Below are 9,629 nucleotides of genomic sequence, written 5' to 3'. Positions count from 1 at the left end.
GGCCAGGGCGCGTGCGCCCAGGAGAACGCCGGCGCCGACGAGCGCCAGAATCAGCAGGGGGATGAGCAGGGATTCCATGAAACTACAGCCGATCTACATAATTCTTGGCGGTCAAAAGATCTGAATGGGTTGCCTGGCGCAGCAGCTTGATGGCCTGGAGCTTCTTGCCGTTCCGGGCCAGCGACTGCAGCTGCAGGGCAAACTGGGGGTTCAGTTGGCCGCCGGGCAGGACGGCCCCCTGGTAGCCGGGCTGCCCGACGGCCGGGGCGGCGCCAGTCTGGGCGCGCAACGCTGTGCGGGCGTGATCTGCCTGCTGTGACTGCTGCTGTTCGTTCTGGCTGGGACGGGTGACGGCGTCTACCCGGGCACGGGCGGCGGTGGCGGCCTGAACCTGGGCCGCATAGTGGGCCTGCGAACGGATCGCCAGATCATGCTGGTAGCGCTCCGCGTCGGACATGCCGAAGTCGCGTGGCCTAAGCGCCGTGGCAAACGCCCATAGGACTGCTGCCAGGATGAGGGCAGGCAGTATGACTAGCAGTACATCGCCCATGTAATGAGCTTATGCCAGATCGCAGTTATCCACAGCACATTCGGGAATTGGCATACGCTGCGTCGCCGGAGGCGGCAATCCCGGGGTTTTCCGTGAGGACCATCACTAAATGTGCATATTTCCGTCGGTGTGTGGCCTCATATGCCAGCCGCTATCCCCAGCCGCGGTCCGCGTTCTGTGGATGAACTTCCGCCGAAATTCTTTTGTGTCCACAAGGTGAACCCGGTGTTTCCGCAGGTCAGCCGCTGATTACAGTCACAACAAATATTCTATCCACAGCTGTTCCCACAGGCTGTGCACAAGCAGGAGGCAGTAGTGCACAGCTTATCCACAGGGGTGGATGACCGCCGGGTTGGTGCCTGCCCGGACGGGGGATAACGTTGCTGGATATCGAGCCTTGGATACCGAAATCCGATGCTGCCTTCCTTTCGATCTCCGGCGCCGCGGTGCCGGGCCCGGGCTGTGGAAAACCGGCGGCGCCGGGAGGTGGCCAAAGTGTCGGAGCCGGCTGATAGGACTTAACCCGTCGCGCATACGCCGGGGTCGGCGCCACCGAGCACCGAGGACCAATGGCATACGCGTCGCCGGCGGACGGACATCCGCCGCGGCACACAATGGAGGACGGCAGTTTTGTCAGTTACGCATCTGGACTCAGTCGAGGGGACCCGGGGAGCCGAAGGCAGCCGCAAGCCGCCGCAGGACATTCCCGCCGAGCAATCAGTGTTGGGTGGCATGATGCTGTCCAAGGACGCCATTGCCGACGTCGTCGAAATCCTCCGGGGCGTGGACTTCTACCGCCCTGCGCACGAGACGATCTACGAAGCCATCATCGATCTTTACGGCCGCGGTGAGCCTGCCGATGCCGTCACGGTTTCGGATGAACTGACAAAGCGGGGTGAGATCAACCGGATCGGCGGCCCTGCCTACCTCCACGAACTCATCCAGACGGTTCCCACCGCTGCCAACGCCGGCTACTACGCCGAGATCGTGGGTGAGCGCGCGGTCTTGCGACGCCTGGTCAATGCCGGAACGAAGATTGTCCAGCTCGGCTATGGCCAGGATGGTGAGGTCGAGGACCTGGTGAACCAGGCCCAGGCCGAGATCTACGCCGTGGCGGAGCGCCGCACGGCAGAGGACTATGTGGTCCTCAAGGACGTGATGGAGTCCACTGTGGACGAGATCGAAGCGTCCGGCCACCGCGAGGAGGGAATGACCGGCGTTCCCACCGGCTTCTACGAGCTTGATGAGCTGACCCATGGACTGCACCCCGGCCAGATGATCGTCATCGCGGCCCGCCCCGCCGTCGGTAAGTCCACCTTCGCGCTGGACTTCGCCCGCTCCGCGGCCATCAAGAACAACCTCGCCACCGTCATGTTTTCCCTGGAAATGGGCCGGAACGAGATCGCCATGCGTTTGCTGTCCGCGGAGGCCACGATCGGCCTTCAGGACCTGCGCAAGGGCACGATCAAGGACGAGCAGTGGTCCAAGATCGCCACCACGATGGGCCGGATGAATGACGCCCCGCTCTTCATTGACGACAGCCCCAACATGTCGCTGATGGAAATCCGGGCCAAGTGCCGCCGCCTGAAGCAGCAGCACGATCTCAAGTTAGTTATCCTCGACTACCTCCAGCTGATGAGCTCGGGCAAGAAAGTGGAGTCCCGCCAGCAAGAAGTCTCCGAGTTCTCCCGTGCGCTGAAGCTGCTGGCCAAGGAACTGCAGGTTCCGGTCATTGCCCTCTCGCAGCTGAACCGTGGCTCCGAGCAGCGCCAGGACAAGCGGCCGATGGTCTCGGACCTGCGTGAATCCGGTTCCATTGAGCAGGATGCTGACATGGTCATCCTGCTGCACCGCGAAGACGTCTACGACAAGGAATCGCCCCGTGCCGGCGAGGCGGACATTCTCATCGCCAAGCACCGTAACGGCCCGACCAAAGACATCGTGGTCGCCTTCCAAGGCCACTACTCCCGGTTCGCCAACATGGCGGCCGACGCCGGGGGCGGCGGCTTCTAGCGGCTACCGGCTGCCGGGACCAAGCAGGTGGTTGGGCAGCCGGTTCCCGGGTGCCCGGCCACGGATCTCCAGCAGTTCGCGGGCATGGGCGTGCAGCCGCCTGTCCTCGTCGGACACCGGCACCCACTGCGGGACCGGGACGGACGTGCCGTGCTCGTCGCGCGCCACCATCACGGTCAGGCAGTACGTCGTCAGCTCCAGCTCGCGTCCCTTGGGATCTCCCGACCGGACATGGACCGCAATGTGCATGCCCTTGGTTCCGGTGTAAACCAGCCGGGCTTCCACCTCCACTACATGGCCAATCATCAGCGGACGGTAAAACCGCACTCCGCCGGAGAAAACGGCCACCGTGTCCATCCCGCAGTAGCGCGAGGCGCAGACGTAGGCCGCCTCGTCGATCCACTTCATGACAATGCCGCCGTGCACTTTGCCGCCCCAGTTCACGTCCGTGGGGGCGGCCATAAAGCGGAGGACGACCTTCTCTGCGGTTCCGGCGTCGGTATATTCCTGTGCGCTCATAGCCTGGACAATGTCCTCGCGGACCTTGATCCTCGCCAGCGCATGGTCGCGTTGTTTGATTTCTTCCGGTGTCGTCGGCTCAAACTGCGGCACGGGGATGGGCTTGCCGTTGTCGCCCACTGCTACGAAAATCACCATGCACTGGCTGCGCATCGTGGCCGGGCCGCCCTTCGGATCGCCCGAGGACACGACCGTGCGGATGTGCATGGAGGACCGGCCTGTGTAGACAATCGTGGCCGTGACCTCGACCATGTCGCCGCTGTTGACCGGGTCCGCGAAGTGGATGTTGCCCACGTACGCTGTCACACAATAGGACTTGGCCCAGCCGACTGCGGCGGCGTACGCCGCCTTGTCCACCCACTCGAGCACGGTGCCGGCGTCAACCGATCCGCTGTGGCCAACGTCGGTGGGCGCCGCTAGGAAGCGCAGGGTCACGGCATTGGCGGCAGTCTCACTCATGAAGAGAGTTTACTAACGGGCCGCGGAAGCGCCGAGGGCCCCCGACACAAACACCGCCCCGGACGCCACACGGCACGCTTATTGGAGAACCCGCCCCGCCGGAGGCTCAGGCGTGGGGAAGATATCCTCCATTATTCCGAGGACCGCCCCGGCCGCCCGGCTCAGATTGTGCCTGGCTGACACGATGACCGTCGCCAGGTACGTGGGGGTGCCGGACAGTTCGCGATATACAAGCCCCGGCCGATCGATGTGGCTTACTGATGACAACGTCAGGGTCACCCCTGCCCCTGCGGCGACCATGCTGAGGATGGCATACGAATCGGGGGCTTCCTGCACCACTTGCGGGACAAAGCCCGACTCCAACGCGAGCCGGAACGAGGCGTCCCGCACTGTAGATCCCTGGGTGGCGGGAAAGGTGACGAACGGTTCGTTGGCGAGGTCGCGGACGTCCAGTTCCCCTTGCAAGGCCAACGGATGATCCGACGGCAGGGCCGCGAGCAAACGCTCGTAGGAGAATACGCGGGTGTTCACGTGATCATTGCGGACCGGCAGCCTTGAAAAGGCAATATCCAGGACTCCTGCGGCGACTTGGGTCGGAGCTGATCCTCCGTATACCAGTGACTGCAGCTTCAGTTCGATACCGGGCTCCGCCAAGCGGATGGCCCGGGCCAGTGGCGGAAGAACTTCCCTGCTGCTGGCGCCGGCGTATCCGATGTTCACCTGACCGACGATGCGTGAACCTCCAAGAACCGCGGCGCGCCTGATGAGGCGTGCACTGGCCAGAGTCTGCAGGATCGGTTCACGAACCGCGTACCCGGACTCGGTCAGCCGCACGGACCGGGAGCTCCGATCAAACAGGGTGACGCCCAAATCCTCTTCCAGTCGCCGGATCCACACCGACAGTTGCGGCTGGGCGACCCGCAGACGCTCTGAGGCACGACCAAAATGGAGTTCCTCTGCGAGGACCGCGAAAGCTTGCAGGTACTTCAGATGCATGTCCCCACCTATAACGGTTTCGTAATTGAAACTCTATGGATTCTTTATTGGACTCCAATCGCGGGTCCCTGTCATCTTTGGGGGTGGCGAGCCGCTCGGCCGCACCGTTTTGCTCGGCCGGCGCCTGACCGGCCCCGTAGTGGACTACCGCTGATATGCGAGCGTCCCAAGGTGCCGACGGCCGCCTCCCTCCATCCGGAACGGGCACTTCAATGAGGAAGAAAACTATGAATAATGCAGTCACCGAGGCCAAACGTACGGCGGTCAAACGCAAAAGCGGTATGCAGAAAGTAGCCGGGTTCTTTACCGAGCTCATGCGCCGTTACCTGCCGGACCCCTTCGTTTTTGCGATTGTCCTGACGTTCCTCACCGTGATTCTGGCAATGGTGGTTGAGCAGCAGAGCTTCACGGATGTGACCGCTGCCTGGGGCAAGGGCTTCTGGTCGCTGCTCGCGTTCACGACGCAGATGGCAGTCATCCTGGCGATGGGCTACGTGCTGGCCAACGCTCCTGTGGTGGACCGGCTCATGGACGCGATCGTCAGTCGGGTCGAGACCCCGCGGACCGCCGTCATCGTGGCGACCTTGGTCGGAGCGGTTGGATCATATCTGAACTGGGGATTCGGCCTGGTGATCGGCGGGATCATCGCTAAGAAGCTGGCGCTGCACGTCAAGAATGTGCACTATCCACTGATCATTGCCGCAGCCTACAGCGGATTCACTATGTATGGGCTGGGATTGTCGGCGACCATTCCGATGGTCATCTCCACGCCCGGTCATCCCATGGAGAAGCAGATGGGCCTCATTACTCTCGCCGAGACCATCTTTGCCGCACCGATGTTGATCACGGCCGCCGTTGTTCTGGTGACCCTGCCGCTTCTCAATGGCATGTTGCACCCCAAACCGGGGCAGCCGGTTACCGAAATAGATCGCTCCGTTCACGCGGTCGCGCCCGTCAGGAACGAAACAATCGATGCCGATGCCAACACATTCGCGGCCAAGTTGAACAACAGCCGGGTTCTCGCCGTGGCAATCGGCGCGCTGGGTATGGCTTACGTCGTCGTTCATTTCATTCGCGGCGGCGGAGTGGACCTTAACTTGATCAACTTCTTCATCCTCTTCTTGGGCATCCTGCTCCTGGGCACCCCAAATGCCTACTTGCGCCAGCTGAACGAGGGCGTCAAGACCATCTCCGGCATCATCCTCCAGTTCCCCTTCTACGCGGGCATCATGGCGATCATGGGCGCATCCGGACTCGTTGTCACGATCTCGGGAATCTTCACCAACATTTCGACGCCGGAGACGCTGCCCTTCTGGGGCCTGATCAGCTCATTCCTGATCAACTTCTTTGCACCCTCCGGCGGCGGGCACTGGGTGATCCAAGGCCCCTTCATGATCGATGCAGCCAACGCAATCGGGGCCTCGACAGCTCAGACTTCCATGTCAGTGATGCTCGGCAATGCCTGGAATGACCTGGTCCAGCCGTTCTGGATCCTGCCGGCCCTGGCACTTTCAAAACTCAAGCTCAAAGACATCATGGGTTACACCGTGATCATGATGTTCTGGGTTGGCATCATCTACATTTCCGCCATCCTGCTCTGGGGCTTCCTGGGTTAGTTCCAACGCTTCAATACAAGACAAATACAACACAAGAATGAAAAGAGTGAATCCGATGCTGTTCCTGGTCCGCATGGACGTCAACCTCCCCGTGGATATGCCGCAAGAACAGGCCGCCCAGATCAAAGCCGTGGAGAAGGCGTACTCCCAAGATCTTCAGCGGCAAGGAAAGTGGCGCCACATTTGGAGAGTCGCAGGGGAGTACTCCAACTATTCAGTCTTTGACGCGGAAAGCAATGACGAGCTCCACGAAATGGTCTCCGGGCTGCCGCTATTCCCCTACATGGATGTCCAGGTGACGCCCCTGGCCAAGCACCCCTCGGATATCCACTGATAGGCACTCAGCTAAATCAGAGAGGGCGGGAGTTCACCTGATGTGTGACCTCCCGCCCTCTCTCGCTGTCCCGTTAAGCCTGGCGCTTAGGCCAGGACGCTGAGCTTGGAGCCGGAGCGGCCGAAGAGGGCCTTGTCCACGGACACCTTGCCGGCGCCGACCAGGGCAACGGCCAGCGCAGCGGCGGCCAAGATCAGCACCAGTTCGTAGCCGCCCGTTGCTGCAAATATTCCCGCCGGGGCATGGACCAGGAACAGGGCGCCCAGCATGTCCACCGCGAGCAGGGCTGCGAACACGCGGGTGAGTACGCCCAGGATCAGTGCGACGCCGCCGACAAGTTCCAGTGTGGCGACGACCGGGGCAACGAGGTTGGCGGCCGGAACGCCCATCTGCGTAAAGGCGGCCTGGGTGCCTGCAATCGTGAATTCGTTGAATTTCTGCCAGCCGTGGGCGGCGAAGAGGAAGCCGGTGACGATGCGCAGGATCGTCCGTGCCGAAGTGGTGAGTGTGGGCTGGTTCATGGGGATGCCGTTCTGACGTAGGGGCCGCGGCGGATGCAGACCGCCCGGAGTATGGTTGAAGATTCAACTTATACCCTTCCGGCATTTAGTTGAAAAGTCAAGTAAGGCGGCCGCGCGGCGCAGCAGGGCCGTTAGGGTGGTTCCGTGCCAGCTTCCGCCCCGACTCCCGCTAAAAGTCCGTCCCCGGCGGGGCGCCGGCGGGAGATCCTGCGCCTCGCAGTCCCAGCCTTTGGTGCGCTGATCGCCGAACCGTTGTTCCTCCTCGCGGACGCGGCAATCGTCGGCCACCTCGGAGTAGCCCAGCTCGCCGGGGTTGGACTCGCGTCCGCGGTGCTGCACACAGTGGTGGGCCTCATGGTGTTCCTTGCCTACTCCACCACTCCGGCAGTGGCGCGGGCGATCGGCAACGGGCAGCTGCCCAGGGCCCTCGCCGCCGGCCGGGATGGCGTCTGGCTGGCGCTACTGCTTGGCGCCGCCCTGGCCGTCGCCGGCCTTCTGGCCGCCGAACCGCTCCTGGACCTGATGGGCGCCCGCGGCGAGGTGCGGATGTTTGCCGTGGACTACCTGCGCTGGTCGATGCCCGGACTCGTCGCGATGCTGCTCATCTTCGCCGGCACCGGCGTGCTGCGGGGCTTGCAGGACACGCGCACCCCGCTGTTTGTCGCGGCCGCCGGCTTCACGTTGAACATCGCGCTCAACCTCTTCCTGGTGTATGGGCTGCAGCTTTCCGTCACCGGCTCGGCCATCGGCACCAGTATTGCCCAATGGGCCATGGCGCTGGTCTACGTGGTGATGGTCCAGCGGAACGCCCGCAACCACGGCGTGTCCCTGCTCCCCGATTGGCATGGCATCCGGGCCCTGACCAGGGTGGGCTCGTGGCTGATGCTGCGGACGCTCAGCCTGCGCATCGCGATCCTTGCCACGGTTGTGGTGGCCACGGCGCAGGGGCCGGTCAACCTGGCGGCCCACCAGCTGGCGATGACGGTCTTCACGCTCCTCGCGTTCGCCCTGGACGCCCTGGCCATTGCCGCGCAGGCGCTGATCGGCAAGGAGCTCGGTGCCTCCCGCCCGGCGGCGGCGCGGGAGCTCACCGGAACCATGGTCCGCTGGGGTCTCGGCGTCGGCGTGCTGGCCGGGCTCCTGCTGGCCGTCGCGGCACCATGGGCGGGACTGCTCTTCACGCCCGACGCCGACGTGCAGGCAGCGCTCACGCTGGCGCTGTGGGTGCTCGCTGCCGGGCAGCCGATCGCCGGCTTTGTTTTTGTCCTCGACGGCGTGCTGATCGGTGCGGGGGATGCGAAGTACCTGGCGATTGCCGGCGTCGTGAATCTCGCCGCGTATCTCCCGCTGCTCCTGGCGGTCCGGCAGTCCGGGGCCGATGGCGGCGGGGGGCTGCTCTGGCTGTGGGCCGCGTTCTCGCTGGGCTATATGGCGGCCCGGGCCGTGACCCTTGGCCTGCGCGCGCGGACGGACCGGTGGATGGTGCTCGGTTCGCACTGAGTCGGAACACTGCCCGGGGACGCCCTGCCGGCGTCGCCGGTTCCGCAGGCGTCCTGGCATACACGGCCGCGGCTTCGCACTAAACTAATCTGGTGACTCTCCCCGCAGCCCCAGACGCCTCCACCGCCCTGCCCGCTGCGGCGGACCTCTGGAAGCCCGTGCTGGTCCGGGCGGCCGTCGCGCTGGGATTTGGTGCCGTGACGGTATTCTGGGCTTCGCCGTCCCCGTCGGGCATGGGCTGGGCCGGCGGCCTGTACCTGCTGGCCACGGGTGTGGTGCTGCTCTGGAGCGTGAATAGGACCGGGCTCCGGCCGGGGTCCGCGTCCAGCAAGATCCTTTCGGCTGCCGGCGCCGTGCTGACCGGAACCGGCGCCGCCGTCGGGCTCATCCCCGGCAATCTGGTCTTCGGTGTACTGGCAGCGGTGGGCCTTGGCCTCGCCGGTGCCGCAGAACTCCACCTCGGCATCACCAACCGTCGACGGTCGCTTCTTGCCCGCGACTGGACCGCCTCCGGAGTTGTCGGACTGGGCACGGCCGCTTTGCTGCCGTTCTTTATTGACCTCGGTCCGCATGCGCTGCTCGGCGTCGCGGGCGGTGGTGCCATCATCAGCGGAGTGCTGTGGATACTCGCCGGACTGACCCTGCGGCACGATGCACGGGCCGATTCCGCGAAGGCCGTAAACTAGTAGGGACAGGTTCTACCTTGCGTAGAACGATTGCGGCACCACAACTGCCACGCCTGGCGGCGTTGGCTGCAGGAGGAAACACCTTGGCACAGCAGAAATCTGGAGAACCGCGCACGCTGCGCACCTCGGTCAAGGGGCCGCTCATGTTCTCCGCGTTCTGGGCTGTGCTGGCCTTCGTTGCCACCCTCATTTTTGCCTCCGGAGGCAGCGCGAAGACACCCCGCTTTGACCTGGCCTTCACGGCCGCCGGCATCGCCTTCATTGTGATTCTGGTGGTGCTCGCCATGCTTTCCATGGGCCACAAGCCCAATGCCGAGTACCTTGGCAAGGGATCCGGTGTGAACCTGAGCTCCAGGAAATCCGGCCACGGCGGTCAGCCGGAGCAGCCCCGGCCGGACGCCGGCTCCCCGGACATCAGCGACGGCGGCGACCGCC

The 9,629-nt window shown here is 64.0% G+C and carries 10 protein-coding genes; 6 read left to right on the top strand and 4 right to left on the bottom strand.

The features are described from left to right. Positions 1-82: 82 nt before the first annotated feature. Positions 83-550, bottom strand: coding sequence for a hypothetical protein (locus tag K789_RS0117765; protein WP_024367947.1), 468 nt, complete (start codon positions 548-550; stop codon positions 83-85). 630 nt (positions 551-1,180) lie between these two features. On the opposite strand from K789_RS0117765, the gene dnaB reads away from it, so the two are divergent. After that, the gene (gene dnaB, locus K789_RS0117760) at positions 1,181-2,563 is read left to right on the top strand and encodes a replicative DNA helicase (protein ID WP_024367946.1); all 1,383 of its coding nucleotides are present in this window, start codon (positions 1,181-1,183) and stop codon (positions 2,561-2,563) included. Positions 2,564-2,566: 3 nt separating this feature from the next. On the opposite strand, the gene K789_RS0117755 is transcribed toward dnaB, so the two are convergent. Beyond that, the gene (locus K789_RS0117755; protein ID WP_024367945.1) at positions 2,567-3,541 is read right to left on the bottom strand and encodes an acyl-CoA thioesterase; all 975 of its coding nucleotides are present in this window, start codon (positions 3,539-3,541) and stop codon (positions 2,567-2,569) included. A gap of 78 nt (positions 3,542-3,619) precedes the next feature. Further along, a complete protein-coding gene (locus K789_RS0117750; RefSeq protein ID WP_024367944.1) occupies positions 3,620-4,537 on the bottom strand; it encodes a LysR family transcriptional regulator in 918 nt (305 codons plus the stop codon). A 227-nt stretch (positions 4,538-4,764) separates the two neighbouring features. Between K789_RS0117750 and K789_RS0117745 the strand changes: the two genes are divergently transcribed. Next, the gene (locus K789_RS0117745) at positions 4,765-6,153 is read left to right on the top strand and encodes a short-chain fatty acid transporter (protein WP_202805093.1); all 1,389 of its coding nucleotides are present in this window, start codon (positions 4,765-4,767) and stop codon (positions 6,151-6,153) included. A gap of 55 nt (positions 6,154-6,208) precedes the next feature. Then, a complete protein-coding gene (catC, locus tag K789_RS0117740; RefSeq protein ID WP_024367942.1) occupies positions 6,209-6,487 on the top strand; it encodes a muconolactone Delta-isomerase in 279 nt (92 codons plus the stop codon). 86 nt (positions 6,488-6,573) lie between these two features. Here the strand turns inward: catC and K789_RS0117735 are convergent, their stop codons facing one another. Then, complete coding sequence (locus K789_RS0117735; RefSeq protein ID WP_024367941.1) at positions 6,574-7,008, bottom strand: DoxX family protein; 435 nt, start codon at positions 7,006-7,008, stop codon at positions 6,574-6,576. Between the two features lie 144 nt (positions 7,009-7,152). Between K789_RS0117735 and K789_RS0117730 the strand changes: the two genes are divergently transcribed. From K789_RS0117730 to K789_RS0117720, 3 genes are all read left to right on the top strand, one after another. Then, positions 7,153-8,508 carry an MATE family efflux transporter gene (locus tag K789_RS0117730; protein WP_024367940.1) on the top strand — a complete coding sequence of 452 codons (1,356 nt, stop codon included), beginning with the start codon at positions 7,153-7,155 and terminating at the stop codon, positions 8,506-8,508. Between the two features lie 92 nt (positions 8,509-8,600). Next, positions 8,601-9,194: a hypothetical protein gene (locus tag K789_RS0117725; protein WP_024367939.1), complete on the top strand. Its 594-nt coding sequence runs from the start codon at positions 8,601-8,603 to the stop codon at positions 9,192-9,194. A gap of 83 nt (positions 9,195-9,277) precedes the next feature. Beyond that, the coding region (locus K789_RS0117720; protein WP_024367938.1) for a hypothetical protein at positions 9,278-9,629 on the top strand (352 nt) is incomplete at its 3' end.

The sequence above is a fragment of the Arthrobacter sp. TB 26 genome (assembly GCF_000427315.1).
Taxonomy (GTDB): domain Bacteria; phylum Actinomycetota; class Actinomycetes; order Actinomycetales; family Micrococcaceae; genus Arthrobacter.
This window is presented reverse-complemented; position numbering and strand designations above follow the sequence as displayed.

Coding starts and splice junctions, on each gene's coding strand:
- K789_RS0117765 (WP_024367947.1), bottom strand. CDS start 550: ATGGGCGATGTACTGCTAGTCATACTGCCTGCCCTCATCCTGGCAGCA.
- K789_RS0117755 (WP_024367945.1), bottom strand. CDS start 3,541: ATGAGTGAGACTGCCGCCAATGCCGTGACCCTGCGCTTCCTAGCGGCG.
- K789_RS0117750 (WP_024367944.1), bottom strand. CDS start 4,537: ATGCATCTGAAGTACCTGCAAGCTTTCGCGGTCCTCGCAGAGGAACTC.
- K789_RS0117745 (WP_202805093.1), top strand. CDS start 4,765: ATGAATAATGCAGTCACCGAGGCCAAACGTACGGCGGTCAAACGCAAA.
- catC (WP_024367942.1), top strand. CDS start 6,209: ATGCTGTTCCTGGTCCGCATGGACGTCAACCTCCCCGTGGATATGCCG.
- K789_RS0117735 (WP_024367941.1), bottom strand. CDS start 7,008: ATGAACCAGCCCACACTCACCACTTCGGCACGGACGATCCTGCGCATC.